Here is a 20,413-nt window from a genome sequence, read left to right as displayed (position 1 = left end):
CCTGTCGGTCGAGCAGACCCAGGGCCTGCTCGATCACGCCAACACGCAAGCCGAACGGCATCGCGCCGACGACCCTGCCGCCCTGCGCGACGCGGCCATGTTCGAACTGTTCTATTCCAGCGGGCTGCGCCTGTCCGAGCTCACCGGACTGGACTGCCGCTATGTGCGCGAGGACGGCCACGAATCGCGCAGCTGGCTCGACCGCGCCGAGGCCGAAGTCCTCGTGCTGGGCAAGGGCGGCAAGCGCCGCAGCGTGCCGGTGGGCAAGGCGGCGCTGCAGGCCATCGACCGCTGGCTGGCCGTGCGCGGTGCGCTGCTGGCGGCCGCGGCCTCCCCCGACGATCGGGCCGCCCTGTTCCTGGGCGCGCGCGGCCGGCGCATCTCCCCGCGCGTGGTGCAGCTGCGCCTGGCCGCCCTGGCCCAGGCCGCAGGCCTGCCCGCCCACGTGCATCCGCACGTGCTGCGCCACAGCTTCGCCAGCCACGTGCTGCAATCGGCGCAAGACCTGCGCGCCGTGCAGGAAATGCTGGGGCATGCCAATATCTCCACCACCCAGATCTATACGCGGCTCGATTTTCAGCATCTGGCCAAGGCCTACGATCAGGCCCATCCGCGCGCCGGCCGAAAGTCCTGAGCCCCCGTCCATGTCCGACTGCCCGACCGACACTCACGACATCGAGGCCCAGCTCGTCCTGGCCGACACGCTCTGCGCCCAGCGCGGCAAGCGGCTCACGCCCATCCGCCGCAAGGTGCTCGAACTGCTGCTGCGCCACGGCCGCAGCATCAAGGCCTACGAACTGCTGGACGCCATCAAGACCGAGCACCAGGGGGCCGCGCCCCCTACCGTCTACCGCGCCCTGGACTTCCTGGTCGAAGAAGGCCTCATCCATCGGCTGGACGCCGTCAACGCCTGGAGCGCCTGCCACGACGCCGCCGGCGCGCCGCACGATCTGCTGGTGGTCTGTACCCTTTGCGGCGCCGTGGCCGAGATCAGCGACCCGGCCATGAGCCGCCAGCTGGCCGAGCGCGTGGCCAAGACCGGCTTCGCCCTGGCCACCCACGAAACCGAGATCCGCGCCCTCTGTCCCGACTGCCAGGCCAGGCAGCCGAAAGGCCACGGCCACGACCATTCCGGACATGCGCATTGAGCAAGAAAACCTGCCCGGCACCGACCGTTGCCGCCAGGGCGGGCTCCATCGGGCACGCCTAAGTCAAATAAATTAGGGGCATAACGCTCGCCCGAACCTTGAAATTCGGGCCGCAAGCCCCCATTCCTAGCGTCTGCCCCAGGTTTGCCCCTGGCTGACGACTATGCTGTAATCCAACGTTTTCCGGCGCTTCAAGCCATCATGAACACCCCCCTAGCCTCCATGGTTCCGGTCACCATCCTCACCGGCTTTCTCGGCGCGGGCAAGACGACTCTGCTCAAGCGCATCCTGTCCGAATACCACGGACGGCGCATCGCCGTGATCGAAAACGAATTCGGGCCCGAGAGCATCGACAACGACCTCTTGGTGCAAGACAGCGACGAAGAAATCATCGAGCTGTCCAACGGCTGCGTCTGCTGCACGGTGCGCGGCGACCTGCTGCGCACGCTCAACGAGCTGCGCGTCAAGCGCCAGGCCGGCCAGCTCAATTTCGAGCGCGTCATCATCGAGACCACCGGCATGGCCAACCCCGGCCCGGTGTGCCAGACCTTCTTCATGGACGACGACATCGCCGAGTATTACCGCCTGGACGCGGTGATCACGGTGGTCGATGCCAAGCACGGCATGGAAACGCTCGACGCCCAGACCGAAGCGCAGAAGCAGGTGGGCTTCGCCGACCGCATCCTGGTCTCCAAGAAAGACCTGGTCACCGACGCCGACTACAACGCGCTGCGCGAGCGCCTGGTGCGCATGAACCCGCGCGCCACCATCGAGCCGGTGAATTTCGGCCAGGCCGATCTGACGTCCATCATCGACATCAGCGGCTTCAACCTCAATTCCATCCTGGACATCGACCCGCAGTTCCTCGCCGACGAGCATCCCGACGCCGCGCACGACCATGAACATGGCCATGAACCTGGCCATGACCACGGCCACGACCATGATCACGCGTGCGACGAACACTGCGGCCACGACCACGAGCACCCTCATCACCACCACCACGATGACGAGATCGGCGCTTTCGTGTTCCGCTCGAACAAGCCCTTCGACCCGGCCCGCCTCGAAGAATTCCTCGGCGGCGTCGTTCAGGTTTACGGCCCGGATCTGCTGCGCTACAAAGGCATCCTTTACATGAAGGGCCTGAATCGCCGTATGCTTTTCCAAGGTGTGCACATGATGATGGGCGCCGAACCCGGCAAGCCCTGGACGTCCGCCGAAAAGCCTTCGACCAAGATGGTGTTCATCGGACGCAAGCTGCCCCAGGAGATTTTCACCCGGGGCCTGGAGCAGTGCCTGGCCGGCTGACGGCTTGTACATAAGCGTAGCCAACCGGCTCACCGGCGCGCCTGGTCTTTGACGGGCGCGACCGGATCGATTCATAGTGGAGTGTTTTCATGGCAACCAAGGCAGCAAGCAAAAAATCAAACAAGTCGGAAGCGACCATCGACCTGCCCAGCGAAAAAGAATTGCTGGCCATGCCCGACGCCGACTACATGAACGATCGCCAGCTGGCTTTCTTCAAAGTGCGGCTCAAGCAGCTCGAACAGGACATCCTGGCCAATGCCGGGGAGACCACCGAGCACTTGCGCGAGACCCAGTTCGTGCCCGATCCGGCCGACCGCGCCACCATCGAGGAAGAACACGCCCTGGAACTGCGCACGCGCGACCGCGAGCGCAAGCTGCTCAAGAAAGTGCAGCAGGCCATCGCCCGCATCGATAGCGGCGAATACGGCTGGTGCGAAGAAACCGGCGAACCCATCGGCATCCCGCGCCTGCTGGCCCGTCCCACCGCGACGCTGTCGCTCGAGGCTCAAGAGCGCCGCGAAATGCGGCAGAAGCTGTACGGCGACTGATTTTCACCGCCAACCGCTTCCACCCCCAAAGGCCACGCATGCGTGGCCTTTGTTCCGATGACACCCCAATTCGACGGAGAGTGCGTATGCCCACCCTGCATCCCGATGCCGCGGCAGTTCTCAAGGCAGGCAAAGAAGCGGGCAAGCAGCCCTACGAAGCGGGCACCCCGCAAGAGGCTCGCGCCGGCTACGACGCGGGTCGGGCGGCGACGCTGCCCGCGCTCGTCGAGGTGGCGCAATGCCTGGATCTCTTCGCGCCCGGCCAAGCCGGACCGATCCCCCTGCGTCTTTACCGGGCCGCGGGCACGGCGGACGACGCCGTCCTACCCTGCTTTCTGTATTTTCACGGCGGCGGCTGGATGCTGGGCAATCTCGATACGCACGACGCCCTTTGCCGCCAGCTCGCGCAGGCCTGCCGGGCCTGCGTCATCGCCGTCGACTATCGGCTCGCGCCCGAGCATCCCTACCCCGCCGCCATCGAGGACGGCGCCGATGCGCTGTCCTACGTCGTGCGCGAAGCCGAGCGGCTGCGCATCGACCGCACGCGCATCGCCGTGGGCGGCGACAGCGCCGGCGGCAATATCGCGGCCGTCCTGGCCTTGATGGGGCGCGACGGCGATCTGCCCGAAACCGTCTTTCAGCTTCTGATCTATCCCGTGATCGACCTGTCGATGTCCACGGACAGCTACCGCCGGGTCACCGTCGACAGCGGCGTTTCGCTGACCGATGCCACGATGCGTTTTTTCATCGATCACTATGCGCCCTCCGACGCCGACCGGCAGCACTGGCACGCGTCGCCGAACCGCGCGGCAACGCTGCAAGACGCGCCGCCGGCCCTGGTCGTGACCTGCGCCAACGATCCGCTGTGCGACGAGGGCCGCGACTATGCCAGGCGTCTGGACGAGGCCGGCGTGCCCGTCACCGCGCTGCACCTGAACGACCAGATCCACGGTTTCATCACCATGGGCGGCGTGGTGGGCTCGGTGGGCCCCATACTGGATTTCGCCGGCGCCATGTTGCGCGACCGCTGGCGGATCTGCGCCCAGATCCGGCGCTAGCGCGGCGTCGCCCGCCAGCACATTCGCGGCCGACTCTTGCGCCGCGACGCGCCTGAACGCTCAGCCGTCTACAGCCGCCAATATCCTGCCGAACAGCCCGTCGGCGTAGGCCGAATTCAACCAGCGCACGATCACCACCATCTTGCGCTCGGGTTCGACCCAGGTATAAGAGCTGCCCGCTCCCACGCCGAAAAAGCTCGATGCCGGCAGGCCGGGAAAGATCTTGCCCTGATGATTGAGCCAGATCAGAAAGCCGTAATACGGCGCCAGCGCGCAGGGCTCGCGCATCTGCCGCACCCAGTCCTGCGAGAGCACGCGGCGGCCGTCGCGCGACCTGCCTTCGTTCAGCAGCATCTGGCCGATCAGGGCCTGATCCAGGCTGCCGATCGAGCAGCCCCCGCCCCAATGCGAGCCGCCGGGCACCGACTGCATGCGCTGGCCGTCGATCTCGACCCAGGACGTGTCGTAGCCCACCCAGCGCCAATCTTCGCTGCATCCGCAAGGGCGCGCGATGTATTCGCGAAAGACCTCGGGCACGGGACGACGAAACAGCGTCATCAGCGCATACGACAGCTGATTGATGCGCACGTCGTTGTATTCCCAATAGGTGCCGGGCGCTTGCAGCGCGCGGGCCTCGCCCTTTTTGCCGGCAGGCGGCTCGCCGTAGGTCACTGCGCGGTAGCGATCGGCCCGATCGGATATGCCCCAGCGCTCGCCCTCCCACTCGCTGGTCTGCTGCAGCAGATGGCGCCAGGTGACGAGCGCGTTATTGCCTTCGTCGAAACCGATGCCCGGCAGTTGCCGGCCTATGGGCTGATCCAGGTCGCGGATCAGGCCCTGGTCCCAGGCCACGCCCGCGACCAGGGCCAGATAAAGCTTGGCCACGCTGAAGGTCAGGTCGGCCCGGGCCGGCTCGCCCCAGGCGGCGAGCGTGCGGCCCTCGACCACCACCACGCCGCAAACCGGACCGCGGTCGTGCAAGGGCCCCCAGGTGCGGTTCCACGGCGCGGGGTCGCCCTGGTGCACGCCGAACACGCCGGCGGCGCTGCGGTCCCATTGGGATTCGTGTTCTTGCGCGTAAGCGACCGCGTCCTGCATCAATGCGTCATTCATCGTCATGTCTTTCCCTGTTCTGGCGCTGCGGCAATGCGGCGGCGCCGGAGTATTCTTCCACTTCCGGGACCGATGCGTCTTTTTCACGCTTTTCCTCATATGACATATCGCGACATCAAGACCGTGGGCGTAGTGGGAACAGGACTGATCGGCGCGAGCTGGGCCGCGTTTTTCCTTGCCTGCGGTTTTCGCGTCGTCGCCACCGACCCGGCCCCCGGCGCGCATGAGCGCCTGCGCGAGTTCATCGGCAAAGCGTGGCCGGCCCTGAACCGTCTGGGCGTGGCCCAGGGCGCAACCCCTGCCGAGCCGATCTTCGTCGCGTCGCTCGGCGACTGTGTTGCGCAAGCAGATTTCGTCCAGGAATCGGGCCCCGAACGCGCCGACATCAAGCGCGATACCTACCTCGAGATGGACGCGCGGGCGGCGCCCGACGTGATTCTCGCTTCCAGCACCTCGGGGTTTCGGCCGAGCCAGTTGCAGGCGGGTTGCCGGCATCCCGGTCGCATCCTCGTCGGCCATCCGTTCAATCCGCCGCACATCGTGCCGCTCGTCGAAATCGTCGGCAGCGCAGCCACCGATCCCGGCGCACTGGAGCGGGCCGAGTCGTTCTACAAATCCCTGGGCAAAGTCACCATACGCGTGCGCCGCGAACTCACCGGACACGTCTCCAACCGCCTGCAGGCCGCGCTCTGGCGCGAGGCCTATCACCTGGTCGCCACCGGCGTCGTGAGCGCAGCCGAGGTCGATGCCGCGATCGCCCACGGCCCGGGACTGCGCTGGGCGCTGATGGGGCCGATGCTGCTGGGCGAGCTGGGCGGCGGCGCGGGCGGCATGCAACATTTCCTGGACCATATCGGCCCGCTGAGCGAAAGAATCTGGGCCGAACTGGGCCAGACCGAACTGACCGCCGACGTGAAGAAAACCCTGGTGGAAAGCACTCACGCAGAAATGGCCCCGCTCGACACGGCGGCAATGCTTCAAGAAAGGGACAGACTTCTGGTCGATTTGATCAACGCCAAAGCCCAGGCAAAAAACCTGCCTTGAGGCTTGAAAACCCGCTGATCATCCCCATCTGCACCCTTCACAGGGAGCCAAGCATGGAACAGTTTCACGCCACCACCATCATCTGCGTGCGCCGCGGCGACAAGGTCGCTCTGGGCGGAGACGGCCAGGTCACCCTGGGCAATATCGTCATCAAAGGCACGGCGCGCAAGATCCGCCGCCTCTACCACGACAAGATCCTCGCGGGCTTCGCCGGCGCCACGGCCGACGCCTTCACGCTGCAAGAGCGCTTCGAAGCCAAGCTCGAAAAGCATCAGGGCCACCTGATGCGCGCCGCCGTCGAACTTACCCGCGACTGGCGCACCGACCGCGTCCTGCGCCGCCTGGAAGCCATGCTCATCGTGGCCGACGCCGAACACACCCTCGTGCTCACCGGCACCGGCGACGTGCTCGAACCCGAATACGGCCTGGCCGCCATCGGCTCGGGCGGCGCCTATGCCCAATCGGCCGCGCTGGCTCTCTTGCACAACACCGAGCTCGAGCCGGCGGAAATCGTCAAAAAGTCGCTGGAAATCGCCGGCGACCTGTGCATCTACACCAACCAGAACCACATCGTCGAGACGCTGTAATTCTTGCACGACGAGACACAGCGAGCCGAGGACCCCGGAGCGATCCGAAGCGCAGACGCGGAAGCGGCGAGCATCGGAATTGCGCAGGGCAGCCTCGGCGTCTCAAGAACGCAGATAACGGCAACCAGTAGGGAGCCGTAGCGGTTCAAGAACCCAGACCCGGAACGCAAACACCATGTCCGCCTCCACCATGACCCCCGGAGAAATCGTCTCCGAACTCGATAAATTCATCATCGGCCAGCACAACGCCAAGCGCGCGGTCGCCGTCGCCCTGCGCAACCGCTGGCGCCGCCAGCAGGTCGAAGAACCGCTGCGCCACGAAATCCATCCCAAGAACATTCTGATGATCGGCCCCACCGGCGTGGGCAAGACCGAAATCGCGCGCCGCCTGGCCAAGCTCGCCAACGCGCCCTTCATCAAGATCGAAGCCACCAAGTTCACCGAAGTCGGCTACGTGGGCCGCGACGTCGACACCATCATCCGCGATCTCACCGAATTCGCGGTCAAGCAGGCCCGCGAACAGGAAATGCGCCGCGTGCGCAGCCACGCCGAAGACGCCGCCGAAGACCGCATCCTCGACGTGCTCGTGCCGCCCTCGCGCAATGCCATGGGCGAACCCGAGCGCAACAACGACAGCCCCGCGCGCCAGACCTTCCGCAAGCGCCTGCGCGAAGGCCAGCTGGACGACACCGAAATCGAGATCGACATCGCCCAGCCCGTGCCGCAGCTGGACGTCATGTCGCCCCCGGGCATGGAAGAAATGGCCGAGCAATTGCGCGGCATGTTCGCCGGCCTGGCGCGCGAAAAGACCAAGCCCAAGAAAATCAAGATCAAAGACGCCTTCAAGCTCATCGTCGACGAAGAAGCCGGCAAGCGCGTCAACGAAGACGATATCAAGACCGCCGCCGTGGCCAATGTCGAGCAGAACGGCATCGTATTTCTCGACGAAATCGAAAAGATCGCCGCGCGCCAGGAAACCGGCGGCGCCGATGTCTCGCGCCAGGGCGTGCAGCGCGACCTGCTGCCGCTGGTCGAGGGCACCACGGTCAACACGCGCTACGGCATGGTGCGCACCGACCACATCCTGTTCATCGCCTCGGGCGCCTTCCATCTGTCGCGCCCGTCCGACCTCATCCCCGAACTGCAAGGGCGCTTTCCCATTCGCGTCGAACTCGAATCGCTTACCGCCAAGGATTTCGTGAGCATCCTGTCCGACACCGACGCCTCGCTCATCAAGCAATACTCGGCGCTGCTGGCCACCGAAGACGTGCAGCTCGAGTTCACCGGCGAGGGCATCGAACGCCTGGCCGAGCTGGCCTTCTCGGTCAACGAACGCACCGAGAACATCGGCGCGCGCCGCCTGTACACCGTAATGGAAAAGCTGCTGGAAGAGCTGTCGTTCGACGCCGGCGCACACGGCGGCAAGACGGTGAAAATCGACGCGGCCTATGTCGATGCGCAGCTGGCCGACGCGGCAGGCAATCAAGATTTGGCGCGCTACGTGCTGTAACGCCGCGCGCCTATCGGCACGGCTTTGGATCGTCTTTGGACAACCCAGGGTCGGCCGCCGCACGTCTCGAAAAGAAACATTTCATTTGTTTATTTTCGTTTAGTAATTTTAGTAATATCAGAACGTACTGCGTCAAAACATAAAATTCGATGATTTTCCGGCTTTAACGCCCAAAGTAGATCAAATGGCTGGATAGCGAGCACAGGTAACTGCTTAATACTATGCTTCCTGCTCAAGTGTCCCTGCAATTTCTGAGCTCGCTGATCGAAGGCAGCGACGATGCGATTGTGTCCAAGACACTCGACGGCATCATCACCAGCTGGAATCCCGCCGCAGAGAAAATGTTCGGGTACATGGCCGGGGAAATCATCGGCCAACCCGTGCAAAAGCTCTTTCCCGAACATCTGCGCAGCGAAGAAGAGCACATCATCGCGCAGATTGTCGCGGGCAAGCGGGTCGCGCATTTCGAGACGCTGCGCCTGCGCAAGGACGGCAGCACCTTCCCGGCGTCGATCACGGTGTCTCCGATCTGCGACGAATCGGGCAAGATCATCGCCGCATCGAAGATCGTTCGCGACATTACGCTGCGGCGGGCACTCGAAGACCAGATGCGCCTGTCGGAAACGGTGTTCAACTTTGCCAGCGAAGCGATCATCGTTGCAGACGCCGACGGTCGCTTCATTCATGTGAACAAGGCCTTCACGGAAATCACGGGCTATTGCCTGCAGGACGTAATAGGACAGACCCCCACGCTCTTTCGCTCGAGCCGTCAGTCCCCCGAAATCCATCTGAAGATGCTGGCCGAACTGAAAGAAACCGGCCACTGCCAAGGCGAGATCTGGAGCCGCAAGAAAACGGGCGAAGCGTTCGCCGTGCTGATCAACGTCAGCCGCATTCGGGAGCAGCACGATCTTCCCGGCCGCTATATCGCCATTTTTGCGGACGTCACCAGCATACGCGAGCAGCAGGAGCTGATGGAGCGCATGGCGCACTTCGACTCGCTGACCAATCTGCCCAACCGGCTGCTGCTGGCAGAACGCCTGGAACGCAGCATACGCAAAGCCGAGAGAGAACAATCCGAAGTGGCGGTCGCCTATTTGGATCTGGACGGATTCAAAGACATCAACGACCGCTACGGCCACTCGGTCGGCGACGAAGTATTGGCCACCGTAAGCCGGCGCATGGCTTGCGCGCTGCCCGAGTACGATACCGTGGCGCGAGTCGGTGGCGACGAATTTGTCTTGCTCATCGAATCCCGCGACGAGCAGGAGCAATACCTCAGCGCGCTGCATGGCGTTCTGCAGGTCTGCAAAGAGCCGATTCACATCAACGATCAGATCATCGCGCTGAGCGCCAGTGCAGGGGTCACCGTCTTTCCCCGCGACGCATCCGACCCCGACGTGCTGGTGCGGCATGCCGACCTGGCGATGTACGAGGCCAAGCAGTCGGGCCGCGACCGCATCCAGTTCTTCGACGCCGAACAGGATGCAAGGGCCAAAAAGCGCTACGCCCTGATCAACGAAATGGCGCGCGCGCTGGAAAACCGCGAACTCTTCCTGGAGTATCAACCCAAGGTCGACATTGTCACGGGCAAGGTCTTCGGCGCCGAAGCCTTGGTGCGCTGGCGCACGCCGGAAGGCAAGACCATCTATCCCGCAGACTTCATCCGCTTGATCGAAGACCTGCCGATTATCGACGACGTGGGCGACTACGTGATCGAAAGCGCTCTGGCCCAAATCGAGCAATGGCTTGCGCGCGGGCACGAGCTCCAGGTGAGCGTGAACATCGCGCCCCGGCATTTTCTCTCGCCCGCGTTTGTGCCGCGCCTTCGCGAAATGACCCGGCCGTATCAGGCCATGCTGGCCGGCCGCAAGCTGCTGGAAATCGAAATCATCGAGACCCAGAAATTTCTCGACCTGGGCATCGTCTCGACCGTCATGAAAAGCTGCGCCAACCTGGGCATCGGTTTTTCCCTGGACGATTTCGGAACCGGCTATTCCTCCTTGCTTTATTTAAAGGAATTGCCGGCCGACACCATCAAGATCGATCAAAGTTTCGTGGCCGGCATGACGCACAATCAGCACGACCTCTTTCTGGTGCAAGCCATATTGGGCTTGGCCAAGGTATTTCGGCGGGGGATCATCGCCGAGGGCGTCGAAACCCGGGAGCAGGCGCAGATGCTGGTGGACATGGGCTGCCCGAATGTGCAGGGCTTCGGCGTAGCGCGCCCGATGGCGGCGGATCTGTTCGAACCATGGTGCCAGCAATGGAACACCCGGATCCGCTCGCACCTGCTGCAGGCCGGCTTGGCATTTCCAGGCCTCTAGCGCCACAACCGCGATAAAGCTTCTACCCGATATGACGATGCCGAGCCGCTTGCCGCCCGGCATCGTCTGACGCGTTGTCAGGCCTGCTGCGCGACCGCAACCGGCCTTCCGAAAAAGGGATAGCTCGGATCGTTATAGCCATGCGTCGACGCATGGCCGGGCGTTACCCAGTCGTCGACCATGGCCTCTTCTTTCGCGTCGATCGCCACGTCGAGCGCGCCGTAATAGTCTTGCATCTGCGCGAGCGTGCGCGGCCCGGCGATGACGCTGGTGACCACGGGATTGGCCAGCACCCAGGCCGTGGCGAAATGCCCCGGCTTGACGCCCTTGCCCTCGCAGTAGGCGACCAGCTCCTGGGCGATCTTGAGCGACTCTTCGCGAAACTCCGTATCCATGATGCGCTTGTCGCCGCGCCCGGCGCGCGTGTCGGCGGCCGGCGCCTGCCCCGGCGCGTATTTGCCCGTGAGCACGCCGCGCGCGATGGGGCTGTAGGGCACCACGCCCAGCCCGAAATGGGCGCAGGCCGGCAAAATCTCGACCTCGGGCATGCGGTTGAGCATGTTGTAGTACGGTTGGCAGACCACGGGCTTGGGCACGCCCAGCTGCCCGCACAGGTTCACCATCTCGGCGATGCGCCAGGCGCGAAAGTTGGAAACGCCGAAGTAGCGCAGCTTGCCCGCGCGGATCAGATCGCCCAGCGCCAGCGCGACCTCTTCCAGATTCTCTTCGTGAAAATCGCGATGCAGGTACAGAACATCCAGGTAATCGGTGTTCAGGCGCTTGAGGCTCTGCTCCACGCCCTGCATCAGCCACTTGCGCGAATAGCGCACATGATTGCGGCCTTTGTCGACTGCGTTGCCGATCTTGCTTGCCAGCACCCAGTCGTCGCGGTCCTGGGCAATGAGCTTGCCCACCACCTCTTCAGACCGGCCGCCGTTGTAGACGTCGGCGGTATCGATGAAATTGATGCCGTGGTCGCGCGCCGACGCCACGATGTCGGCCGCCGCCTCGAAAGGCGACTGTTCGCCGAACATCATGGTACCCAGACACAGCCGGGAGACTTCCAGATTGCTTTTGCCCAGACGACGATATTGCATGAACTGACTCCTGAATGCATGAAGCGAGACAGGCCAGTCTACATCGAACGGGCTCGCCTACAAGACCACTGACACCATGTGATGCCCGTGCAGGGCGCGATACAGCGCGTCGAGCTGTTCGCGCGAGGTCGCGCGAACCGTGAAGGTCAGCCCCAGGTAATTGCCGCCCTTGCTCGGCCGCATTTCGACGGTGGCCGGGTCAAAGTCCGGGTCGAACTGCAGCACGATCTCGGTCAGCGTCTGGGCAAGCTCGGGATGATGCTTGCCCATGACCTTGATGGGGAAATCGCTCGGGTATTCGATCAGCGATTCTTCCGGCGGGATTTGCATGATTGCCCCCCTTTAGCGCCGCATCAAAGCGATGCGATCAGCGCATCATAGCGCTCGCGCAGCCTGGCATACACCGGCCCGGGCTTGCCCGAACCCACCGGCCTGCCGTCGATGCGCACCACGGGCAGCACTTCCTTGGTGGCCGAGGTCACCATGATTTCGTCGGCGGCCAGCACTTCTTGCTTGGACAGCTTGCGCGCCTCGAAGGGCAGGCCGATCTGCTCGGCCAGCTCGCCCATCAATCCGTAGCGGATGCCTTCCAGAATGAGATTGTTCTTGGGCGGGGCCAGCAGTTTGCCGCCGATCACCACCCAGACATTGCTCGACGAGCCTTCGCTCAGGTAACCGTCGCGGAACATCACCACGTCGTCGACGCCGGCATCCGTCGCGGCCTGCTTGGCCAGCACATTGCCCAACAGCGACACCGACTTGATCTCGCAATGCAGCCAGCGCTCGTCGGGCAGGCTGATGACGGACAAGCCCTGCTCGCGCTGGGCCTTGCCCGGCGGCACCATGGCATTGACCATGCCGAACACGGTCGGCGCGATCGGCTCTTTGGGAAAGCCGTGATCCCGCTTGGCCACGCCGCGCGTCACCTGCAAATACACCATGCAGATCGGCGAGGGCGAGCGTTCGATGAGCTGTCCGATCAGCGCCAACCAGCCGGCGCGATCGTGCGGATTGGCGATGCGGATAGCCGCCAGGCTGCGGTCCAGGCGATCGAGGTGATGCGCAATGCGAAACGGCTTGCCGTTGTAGACCGGCACCACTTCGTAGATGCCGTCGCCGAAGATGAAGCCGCGGTCGAGCACCGAGATCTTGGCCTCGCCGATCTGCATGAATTCGCCGTTGAGGTAGACCTGGCTGTCGCTCGCCATGCCGGGGATGATCATGGAGACCTTCCTAGAAAAAAACTCGCCGGCTGGCGGCGAGCATGTTGAATGTCGGTCGAGGCAAGGGCGCAGCGCGATGCCGTGCCGCCCGGTTGCCGTTTATTTGCTGGAAAAATGACGCTTGATCACGTCGATCATACGACCAAAGAACCCGGCGCGCTCGACGGCGGTCTGCGCCACCAGCGGCTCGGTACGCACGACCTTGCCGTCCATCGTCAGGTCGAGCGTGCCCACTTGCTGGCCTTTGGTCAGCGGAGCGATCAGCGGATCGGGGTAATGCGCCACGGGCTTGATGTCGCTGGTCTTGCCGCGCGGCACGGTCAGCCACACCGGCTTGGGCGGGCCCAGACGCACGGTATGAGATTGGCCTTCCCAGACGCGCACGTCCATGCCCGGCTGGTTCTCGCCGTACAGTTTGACGTCGTCGAAATTCTGGAAGCCCCAGTTCAGCAGCTGCAGGCTGTCTTGCGAGCGCGCCGTGGCGCTGGGCGTGCCCAGCACCACCGTGAGAATGCGGCGGTCGCCGCGCTGCGCGGTGGCGATCATGCAATAGCCGGCCGCGTCGGTAAAGCCGGTTTTCATGCCGTCTACCGACGGGTCGGCCCACAGCAGGCTGTTGCGGTTGGGCTGCTTGATGTTGTTGTAGGTAAAGTCTTTTTGCTTGAAGTAGTGGTACAGCGACGCGTGGTCTTTGATGATGTGCGTGGCCACGATGGCCAGATCGCGCGCGGTGGTCACGTGCTGCGGATCGGGCAGGCCGTCGACGTTGTCGAAGTGCGTGTCGCGCATGCCCAGCTTCTGGGCTTCCTGGTTCATGAGGGTGACGAAGGCGTCGACGCTGCCCGCCACGGCCTCGGCCAGCGCCACCGCGGAGTCGTTGCCCGAGTCGACGATGAGGCCCTGCAGGAGCTGATCGACCGTGACCGGCAGGCGCGGCTGAATGAACATGCGCGAGCCGCCCGTGCGCCACGCCCGCTCGGACACCGTCACCTGCTGGTCGAGCGGCAGGCGGTTTTCATCGACGGCATTGGCCGCCAGATAAAAGGTCATGAGCTTGGTCAACGACGCCGGCGGCACCTGCGTGTCGGGATTGGACTGCGTGAGTATCTGGCCGCTGGTGACATCGACCACGATCCATGCCTTGGCGTCGAGCGCGGGCGCAGGCACGACCGACAGGCTGCTCACGTCCAGCGATTTGGGATCGGCAAAGGCAAACGAAGCCGAGGAAAAGCCGGCGGTACGGCCCGAGGCGGCGGGCGCGGGCGCCGCGGCCGAAGCGGCAGGGGCCGCGTCGGCGGCACAGGCCACGGGCACTGCCAGCATGGCGGCCGGCACCAACAGGCTCGCTACGGCAAGGCGGGCGTAGGACGGGGATAGCTTCTTCATCGGCGACAAAATCCAGTACGGGGAATCAACCGCGCAAACGGCGGGTAACAGCGTGCAATTATAGGCAGCGGTCCCAGGGCGACAGCGGCGTGGGCGCGTCCCTTTTTGCAAGAAATGCAACGTAATTTGTTGCGTGTGATGACAGAGCGCCGCGATCGCCGACTGATGCGTTATGCGTTCTTTCGCCGCAGGCGTCAATTCGCCGCGATCAAGGCCACGGTGAGCTTGTCGAGCACCAGTTGCCGCAGAATCAGCAGCTTGCCGTGGAAGAAGTGCGAGGCATCGGGGATCACCACCATGGGCAGGTTGCGCGCGCGCGCCCAGTCCAGGGTTTCGGCGCAAGGCACGACGTCGTCCAGCTCGCCATGCACCAGCAGGGTATGCGCCGGCACCGCGATATCGGCCGGCTGAAAGCGCTGCACGGCGGCGCCTGCCAGCATCAGCGCCGCAGGCAGGTGCGCATCGCCCGCGGCGGCCAGGCCCGCATGCAGGCCCGCCGCCACCGAGGTGCCGAACGAAAACCCGCCCAGCACCCAGGGCTGCGCGGCCAGGTCGGGATAGCGCTGGCGAAACTGCGCCACCAGCGCCAGCATGTCCTGGGTTTCGCCTATCGACTTGTCGAACGCGCCTTCGGAAGCGCCCACGCCGCGAAAATCCGGCCGCACCGCCATCAGCCCATGCTGCAGGCAGGCGCGGGCAATCGTGGTCACCACCTTGTTGTCGCGCGCGCCGCCCTGCAGCGAATGCGGATGCAGCACCAGCGCCCAGCCGCGCGGCGCGCCATCGGGCCAATCGAGCGCGCAATCGATGCGCCCCGCTGCGCCGTCGAATCCCACGATTTCAGTGCGTATTGCCATATCGAACCCGTTCTTCTCGTCAATTCTGGCGCATCGCGCCGCCCAGCCAGCGCGCCAGGTCATCGGCCGCCTCGTCGGTCGCCCGGCTCAATGCGCGCACGCCGCCGCCGGCATCCTGCGTGGCCGCCGCGACCGAACGCTGCACCAGCTTTTGCGCGATCAATTGCCCATCGGCCCGCAGCAGCACGGCCTGCAGGGCCACCTGACCGTTGCTCGCGGCGCCATCGGCCGAAAACACCTGCTCGAAGCGCATCAAGGTCACCTGCAGACGCGGCAGCCCGACCGTGTCGCCGGGCACGACCGGACCCAGGCGCGCCAGGCGCTCCGACAAGCGCTGCCTGACCAGATCGGGCGGCGGCACGGACCACCTGGACCGGGTATAGATCTTGGGACTGTCGCTGCCGGCCACGCGCCAGATCATGCCCGTATCGGCCAGCGCGGGCGCGGTATTGAACGCCAGGGCCACGGGCTTGTGCATGCCTGCCCCGGCGGGCGCCGACCCTTCGTCGATACCCAGGTCGTACAGCGCCGGAGCCGGTTCCATTTTTCCCAGGCTGCAGCCGGCCAGGGCCAGCGCAAGGCACAGGGCGACCATCCATGTCATGCGGTTCTGTATCGAACGCTTCATCGCTTTTCTCCAAACCCGGCAAACCCGGCCTCGCCCGGCCCCGGCTGCGCCGACGGCGGGCCGAACAGCAGCGATTGCGGCGCCTCGCCCACCCGTCGCAGAATGGCCGACGCCCCGTGCGCCGTCGCGCTGACCTGGCCCGCCATATCGCTCACGTCCGGCAAGGTCTGCGTATTCAGGCGTGCCGCCGCCAGGCCGATCTGCCGCAGGCTTTGCGTCGCCGAGGCCAGCACGCCGTCGGGCGCGGCGAGCCTGGCCACGGCGGCACTGGCTTGCTGCGCCGCATCGCCCGCTTGCGCGGCCGCGCTGCTCAGATTTTTGATGAGCGGCCCGACATTGCCGCTCGCTTCCTTGAGCTGCGCGGAAATCTGCGCCGCGTTCTGCAGCGTGGCCGACAGGGCCTGCGTATTCTGCGGCGAAAGCAGCGCGTTGATCTGCACGGCCGCCTGATCGAGTTCGTCCAGCAGGCCGCTGCTCTTTTCCTCGAGCCGCTCGAGCAGGCCCGGCCGCAGGGGAATGCGGGCCGGGTGCGCCGCCGAGGTCAGCAGCAGATGCGTGGACATGCCGGCATCGTGCAAGGCCACCACGCCCAGGCCCGTGATGCCCTGCGTGTCGAGCTCCGCCCAGGTCTCGTCGGTGATCGGCGTCGTGGGTTTGACGGCAATGCGAATGAGCACGCGGCCGGGGCGTTCCTGGTCCAGCGTCATCGACTCCACATGCCCCACGGGCACGCCCTGGAAGCGCACGGGCGATTGCACCGACAGGCCGCCCACCGAGTGCTGCGACACAATGTCGTACATCACCACGGCCGTCTTGCCATGCTCCAGCCAGATCGCCACGACCACGGCCACGGCGATGAGGGCCAGGGTGAATATCCCCGCCATCAAGGCATAACTACGGTTCTCCATACCCCACCTTATCTTCGGATATCAATGCGCCCAGGGCGCGGCGGCCGCGCTCGCCCAGGAAAAACTCGTTGATGAAGGGATGCTTCACCTTCAGCACCTGCGGCAAGGCATCGCACACGATCACGCGCCGGTCGGCCAGCACCGCCACGCGGGACGACAGGTCGACCAGCGTGTCCAGATCGTGCGTGATCATCACCACCGTAAATCCCAGTTCGCGGTGCAGACTGCGCACCAGCGCCACGAACTCGTCGGACCGCTGCGGATCCAGGCCCGCCGTGGGCTCGTCCAGAAACAGCAAGCTCGGATCCAGCGCCAGGGCGCGCGCCAGGCCCACGCGCTTGATCATCCCGCCGGACAGATCCGACGGCTGCTTGCCTGCATCCTGCGCCGTCAGCCCCACCATGGCCAGGCGGCACATCACCACGTCCGCGATCAGATCTTCGGGAAGCGTGCGCAATTCGCGCAGCGGTTGCGCCACATTGTCGAACACCGACAGCGCCGAGAACAGCGCGCCAGCCTGGAACAGCATGCCCCAGCGCCGCGACAGGCGCCGGAATTGCGCATAACCCATCTCGTATAAATCGTGCCCCAGCACCCGCACCGCGCCGGCCGCGGGCCGATCCAGCCCGATGATGGCGCGCAGCAACGTGGTCTTGCCCGAGCCCGAACCGCCGACGATCGACAGAATCTCGCCCTGCCGCACCAAAAGATCGAGGTTCTCGTGCACGACATGGTCGCCGAATGCCGTGCGCAGGCCGCGCACCGAGATCACGGTTTCGGCGGCGGACTCGTCCATCACAGCCCCACCGAACTGAAAAGAATGGCGTAGAGCGCATCCACGAGAATGACGCCCGTGATCGAGGTCACCACCGAGGTCGTCGTGCCGCGTCCCAGGCTGTCGGTATTGGCCTTGATGCGCAAACCGAAGTGACAGGAGATCAACGCGATGAGCGCGCCGAACGTGACGCCCTTGAGCAGGCCGATGTTGTAGTTCGTCAGCGTGATCGCATCGGGCAAGGTGCGCAGAAACCACGCAACCGAAAGGCCCAGCTGCGCCTTGGCCGCCAGCGCGCCGCCCAGAAGCGCCAGCGCATCGGTCCAGAGCACCAGCAGCGGCATGGAAATGCTGAGCGCCACCGCGCGCGGCAGAATCAATCGGCGGCTGTGCGAAATGCCCATCACCTGCATGGCGTCGAGTTCCTGCGTCACCCGCATCACGCCCAGTTCGGCCGTAATGGCCGACCCCGAGCGCCCCGCCACCAGAATGGCCGCCAGCACCGGCCCCAGCTCGCGCACGATGGACACGCCCAGCAGCTGCACCACGAAGCGGTCCGCGCCGAACATGCGCAACTGCTGCGCCGACAGGTACGACAGCACCACGCCGATCAAAAAACCCACCAGCGCCGTAATGCCCAGCGCCTGCGCGCCGGTGTGATAGATCTGCGCCGAAATCGGCTTCCAGGGCACCCGCCAGCGCCGCGTCAGCAGCCCCAGAAAATCCAGCACCAACTGGCCGAACATGGCGAGCATGGCCCGGCCGTTCTCGGCTGCCAGGCCCCACATGTCGCCGAGCCCCCGCAACCATTCCAGGCGGTCGGCGCGCGGCCGCAGCGCTTCGCGCACGCCTCCGGGATGATCGGCCAGCGCCTGAAACACCAGGCGCTGGCGGTCCGACAGGCGCGCCCGCGCGGGCAGTTTGCCGCCCCAGGCCTGCCAGATCAGATGCGCCCCCACCGTATCGAGCCGCGTCACGCCCAGCAGATCCCAGCTCATGTCGTGCCCCCCGGACGACAACGCTTGCCGCCGGTAGGTCACCGCCCCCGCCTCTTCCAAGGCCATCACCGTCCATTCTCCCGTCAGATAGCACACGCCGCCGTCGCGGCGAACGGGCTGAACCGGGGGAATCGAAATGCGGGACATGGGCGGTCTGCAACAGCGAAAGGGCGCTGAAAGTCGGGACGCGCCCATGATATACGGGACCGGTCAAAAACCCCGTTTCACAGCCTACAATCCGGCCATGTCGAGCCTCTCCCCCCCCTCTCTGGCACTGCCCGCTCCGCCCACGCTCGCGCACCTGCTGGCCGACTGGCTGCCGGCTTACGGGCAGGTCGGCTGGAAGGCCGAAACCGGCTCCACCAATGCCGACCTGCTGGCCCGGGCACGCGAACGCCCCGAAGGCAAGCCATGGCTGCTGGGCGCCCATCTGCAAACCCAGGGCCGCGGCCGCGTGGGCCGGTCCTGGAAGAGCCCGTCGGGCGCCGCGCTGATGGTGTCTTTCGCGTTCGACGTGCACCTGCTCGCGGCCGATCTGCCGGCCCTCTCGCCGCTGACCGGCCTGGCCGCCTGCGAAAGCCTGCGCGCGCTGATCGGCGACGACCGGGCCGGCTCGCTCACCGTCAAATGGCCCAACGACCTGCAATGGGGCCAGGCCAAGCTGGCCGGCGTGCTGGTGGAGTCGGTGCGCAACCAAAGCGGCCTGATCGCCGGCCACACCGTCGTGGTCGGCATCGGCCTGAATCTGCGCGATGCCGACCTGCTCACCCAAAACCTGGGGCGCCCCGTCGCCGACTGGAGCCAGATCGGCGCGCCGGCCGACGTAGGCGTCGCGGAGATCGTCCGCGCCCTGGCCAACGGTTTTCACAAGGCTCTGCTCGACGTGCAGCGCGACGGCTTCGGCGCTTTCGTGCAGCGCTATGCCCGCATGGACGCCCTGGCGGGCCAGGCGGTCAACGTCATCGACCAGGGCAAGATCCTGCAGCACGGCATTGCGCAAGGTCTCGATGCCCAGGGACGCCTGCTGCTGCGCACCGACCGCGGCCTCCAGCCGATCGTCGTGGGCGAAGTCTCGATCCGGCCGCAACCATGATTCTGCTCATCGACGCCGGCAACAGCCGCCTCAAAATCGGCCTGCTGCCCGACGGCGCGCAGCATCGCCAGGCCGATACCCAGGCCTTCGATCACGCCGACACCCAGGCGCTGGCCGACTGGCTGCAGGCCCTGCCCCAAACGCCGGCACGCGCCGTCGGCGTCAACGTGGCGGGCGCCGAGCGCGGCGATGCGATCGCCCGCATCGTCGAGCACACCTGCGGCTGCGGCGTCGAATGGCTGCGCGCCGAAGCGCAGACGCTGGCCCTGCGCAACGGCTACCAGCACCCCGAGCAGCTGGGCGTGGATCGCTGGGCCGCCATGCTGGGCGTGCTGGCCCGCCAGCCCGAGCGGCATCCGCCCTTCATGGTCGCCAGCTTCGGCACGGCCACCACGCTGGATACCGTCAACAGCGACAACGTTTTTCTCGGCGGCCTGATCCTGCCCGGCCCGGCCATGATGCGTAACGCGCTGGCCCACGGCACCGCCAACCTGCCCCTGGCGCAGGGCGTGGCCACCGCCTACCCCACCGACACCCATCAGGCCATCAGCACCGGCGTGGCGGCCGCCCAGGCAGGCGCCGTGGTGCGCCAATGGCTGGCCGCACGCACGCGCTTCGGCACCACGCCGGACATCTACGTGACCGGCGGCGGCTGGCCCGAGATACGCACCGAAGTGGAAACGCTCCTGGCCCAGGCCGGCGCCGCGCGCAGCGTGCCCACCGGACCGATCTATGTGGAAAGCCCCGTGCTGGACGGACTGGCCGCATGGGTGTTGCAAACCGCGCAGCGGCCGGAATAAATCCGGGA

At 65.4% G+C, this 20,413-nt stretch carries 21 protein-coding genes; 11 read left to right on the top strand and 10 right to left on the bottom strand.

Annotated elements, in window-relative coordinates:
• The 5 genes from ACTHJ1_RS10670 to ACTHJ1_RS10650 all read left to right on the top strand — a co-directional run.
• The coding region (locus tag ACTHJ1_RS10670; protein ID WP_440191810.1) for a tyrosine-type recombinase/integrase at nucleotides 1-634 on the top strand (634 nt) is incomplete at its 5' end.
• Between the two features lie 10 nt (nucleotides 635-644).
• Nucleotides 645-1,148, top strand: a complete 504-nt coding sequence (locus ACTHJ1_RS10665; RefSeq protein WP_440191807.1) for a Fur family transcriptional regulator — start codon at nucleotides 645-647, stop codon at nucleotides 1,146-1,148.
• Between the two features lie 201 nt (nucleotides 1,149-1,349).
• Nucleotides 1,350-2,453, top strand: coding sequence for a CobW family GTP-binding protein (locus ACTHJ1_RS10660; RefSeq protein ID WP_440191804.1), 1,104 nt, complete (start codon nucleotides 1,350-1,352; stop codon nucleotides 2,451-2,453).
• An 89-nt stretch (nucleotides 2,454-2,542) separates the two neighbouring features.
• Nucleotides 2,543-3,001, top strand: coding sequence for an RNA polymerase-binding protein DksA (gene dksA / locus ACTHJ1_RS10655; RefSeq protein ID WP_440191801.1), 459 nt, complete (start codon nucleotides 2,543-2,545; stop codon nucleotides 2,999-3,001).
• Between the two features lie 86 nt (nucleotides 3,002-3,087).
• On the top strand, nucleotides 3,088-4,059 hold the full coding sequence (locus ACTHJ1_RS10650; protein ID WP_440191798.1) for an alpha/beta hydrolase: 972 nt from the start codon (nucleotides 3,088-3,090) through the stop codon (nucleotides 4,057-4,059).
• A gap of 60 nt (nucleotides 4,060-4,119) precedes the next feature.
• Here ACTHJ1_RS10650 and ACTHJ1_RS10645 read toward each other — a convergent pair whose 3' ends face one another.
• Nucleotides 4,120-5,178, bottom strand: coding sequence for a serine hydrolase domain-containing protein (locus ACTHJ1_RS10645; RefSeq protein WP_440191795.1), 1,059 nt, complete (start codon nucleotides 5,176-5,178; stop codon nucleotides 4,120-4,122).
• Between the two features lie 93 nt (nucleotides 5,179-5,271).
• On the opposite strand from ACTHJ1_RS10645, the gene ACTHJ1_RS10640 reads away from it, so the two are divergent.
• The 4 genes from ACTHJ1_RS10640 to ACTHJ1_RS10625 all read left to right on the top strand — a co-directional run bounded on the left by ACTHJ1_RS10640 (nucleotide 5,272) and on the right by ACTHJ1_RS10625 (nucleotide 10,640).
• Entirely contained in the window at nucleotides 5,272-6,216 is a 945-nt protein-coding gene (locus tag ACTHJ1_RS10640) for a 3-hydroxyacyl-CoA dehydrogenase NAD-binding domain-containing protein (protein ID WP_440191792.1), read from the top strand.
• 53 nt (nucleotides 6,217-6,269) lie between these two features.
• Nucleotides 6,270-6,803 (top strand): ATP-dependent protease subunit HslV, encoded by a 534-nt coding sequence (hslV, locus tag ACTHJ1_RS10635; protein ID WP_440191789.1) that lies wholly within the window; start codon nucleotides 6,270-6,272, stop codon nucleotides 6,801-6,803.
• A 175-nt stretch (nucleotides 6,804-6,978) separates the two neighbouring features.
• Nucleotides 6,979-8,313, top strand: a complete 1,335-nt coding sequence (gene hslU, locus ACTHJ1_RS10630) for an ATP-dependent protease ATPase subunit HslU (protein ID WP_440191786.1) — start codon at nucleotides 6,979-6,981, stop codon at nucleotides 8,311-8,313.
• Between the two features lie 221 nt (nucleotides 8,314-8,534).
• Nucleotides 8,535-10,640 carry a putative bifunctional diguanylate cyclase/phosphodiesterase gene (locus ACTHJ1_RS10625; RefSeq protein ID WP_440191783.1) on the top strand — a complete coding sequence of 702 codons (2,106 nt, stop codon included), beginning with the start codon at nucleotides 8,535-8,537 and terminating at the stop codon, nucleotides 10,638-10,640.
• Nucleotides 10,641-10,717: 77 nt separating this feature from the next.
• Here ACTHJ1_RS10625 and ACTHJ1_RS10620 read toward each other — a convergent pair whose 3' ends face one another.
• From ACTHJ1_RS10620 to ACTHJ1_RS10580, 9 genes are all read right to left on the bottom strand, one after another.
• Nucleotides 10,718-11,737: an aldo/keto reductase gene (locus ACTHJ1_RS10620; protein WP_440191780.1), complete on the bottom strand. Its 1,020-nt coding sequence runs from the start codon at nucleotides 11,735-11,737 to the stop codon at nucleotides 10,718-10,720.
• Nucleotides 11,738-11,794: 57 nt separating this feature from the next.
• Nucleotides 11,795-12,070: a DUF493 family protein gene (locus ACTHJ1_RS10615; protein ID WP_440191813.1), complete on the bottom strand. Its 276-nt coding sequence runs from the start codon at nucleotides 12,068-12,070 to the stop codon at nucleotides 11,795-11,797.
• A gap of 20 nt (nucleotides 12,071-12,090) precedes the next feature.
• Entirely contained in the window at nucleotides 12,091-12,960 is an 870-nt protein-coding gene (locus ACTHJ1_RS10610; protein WP_440191777.1) for a D-amino acid aminotransferase, read from the bottom strand.
• Nucleotides 12,961-13,059: 99 nt separating this feature from the next.
• Nucleotides 13,060-14,346 (bottom strand): D-alanyl-D-alanine carboxypeptidase family protein, encoded by a 1,287-nt coding sequence (locus tag ACTHJ1_RS10605; protein WP_440191774.1) that lies wholly within the window; start codon nucleotides 14,344-14,346, stop codon nucleotides 13,060-13,062.
• Between the two features lie 194 nt (nucleotides 14,347-14,540).
• Nucleotides 14,541-15,203, bottom strand: a complete 663-nt coding sequence (locus ACTHJ1_RS10600) for an alpha/beta hydrolase (RefSeq protein WP_440191771.1) — start codon at nucleotides 15,201-15,203, stop codon at nucleotides 14,541-14,543.
• 19 nt (nucleotides 15,204-15,222) lie between these two features.
• A complete protein-coding gene (locus ACTHJ1_RS10595) occupies nucleotides 15,223-15,831 on the bottom strand; it encodes an ABC-type transport auxiliary lipoprotein family protein (protein WP_440191768.1) in 609 nt (202 codons plus the stop codon).
• Nucleotides 15,828-16,739: an MlaD family protein gene (locus ACTHJ1_RS10590; RefSeq protein ID WP_440191765.1), complete on the bottom strand. Its 912-nt coding sequence runs from the start codon at nucleotides 16,737-16,739 to the stop codon at nucleotides 15,828-15,830. The genes ACTHJ1_RS10595 and ACTHJ1_RS10590 overlap by 4 nt, the downstream gene beginning before the upstream one ends.
• Nucleotides 16,726-17,535 carry an ABC transporter ATP-binding protein gene (locus tag ACTHJ1_RS10585; protein WP_440191762.1) on the bottom strand — a complete coding sequence of 270 codons (810 nt, stop codon included), beginning with the start codon at nucleotides 17,533-17,535 and terminating at the stop codon, nucleotides 16,726-16,728. Before ACTHJ1_RS10585 ends, ACTHJ1_RS10590 begins: the two co-directional genes overlap by 14 nt.
• On the bottom strand, nucleotides 17,535-18,659 hold the full coding sequence (locus tag ACTHJ1_RS10580) for an MlaE family ABC transporter permease (protein ID WP_440191759.1): 1,125 nt from the start codon (nucleotides 18,657-18,659) through the stop codon (nucleotides 17,535-17,537). The genes ACTHJ1_RS10585 and ACTHJ1_RS10580 overlap by 1 nt, the downstream gene beginning before the upstream one ends.
• A 97-nt stretch (nucleotides 18,660-18,756) precedes the next feature.
• On the opposite strand from ACTHJ1_RS10580, the gene ACTHJ1_RS10575 reads away from it, so the two are divergent.
• Nucleotides 18,757-19,605 (top strand): biotin--[acetyl-CoA-carboxylase] ligase, encoded by an 849-nt coding sequence (locus tag ACTHJ1_RS10575; protein WP_440191756.1) that lies wholly within the window; start codon nucleotides 18,757-18,759, stop codon nucleotides 19,603-19,605.
• Complete coding sequence (locus tag ACTHJ1_RS10570; protein ID WP_440191753.1) at nucleotides 19,602-20,405, top strand: type III pantothenate kinase; 804 nt, start codon at nucleotides 19,602-19,604, stop codon at nucleotides 20,403-20,405. The genes ACTHJ1_RS10575 and ACTHJ1_RS10570 overlap by 4 nt, the downstream gene beginning before the upstream one ends.
• The last annotated feature ends 8 nt before the right edge of the window (nucleotides 20,406-20,413 follow it).

This window comes from Bordetella sp. (assembly GCF_051960075.1).
Taxonomy (GTDB): domain Bacteria; phylum Pseudomonadota; class Gammaproteobacteria; order Burkholderiales; family Burkholderiaceae_B; genus Bordetella.
This window is presented reverse-complemented; position numbering and strand designations above follow the sequence as displayed.